Consider the following 289-nt stretch of genomic DNA (forward strand, 5'->3'; position numbering starts at 1 on the left):
AAGTTGCGGGAGCGGATTTTTACACTGCATTCGGGTGGGGAGATTCGGGGGAGTGGGGATAGGAAGGAGTTGCCGGACGTCTTTGATCATTGGAAAAAGCGCATGAAGCAGAATCAAACTGCCAAGAAAGCGGGAAAAGCGCTAAAGGGCTTTTTGCTTCCATTCGAGGATCATCGTTCGACGACCTCAATGCAAGGATGACGATGAAGCATCCACGTCGCCTGCTTGTATTTATCTTCTTTGCCATATGCCTGCTCGGTTTATCAGCCTGGGTGGGATGCACCACGCC

General features: G+C 51.2%; 1 protein-coding gene. It reads left to right on the forward strand.

All coding sequences use genetic code 11. The features are described 5' to 3' along the window. The coding region (locus PQR08_RS38795) for a hypothetical protein (protein ID WP_408164538.1) at positions 1–201 on the forward strand (201 nt) is incomplete at its 5' end. Positions 202–289: the final 88 nt, after the last annotated feature.

Source organism: Caballeronia jiangsuensis (genome assembly GCF_046030135.1).
Taxonomy (GTDB): Bacteria; Pseudomonadota; Gammaproteobacteria; order Burkholderiales; family Burkholderiaceae; genus Caballeronia; species Caballeronia jiangsuensis.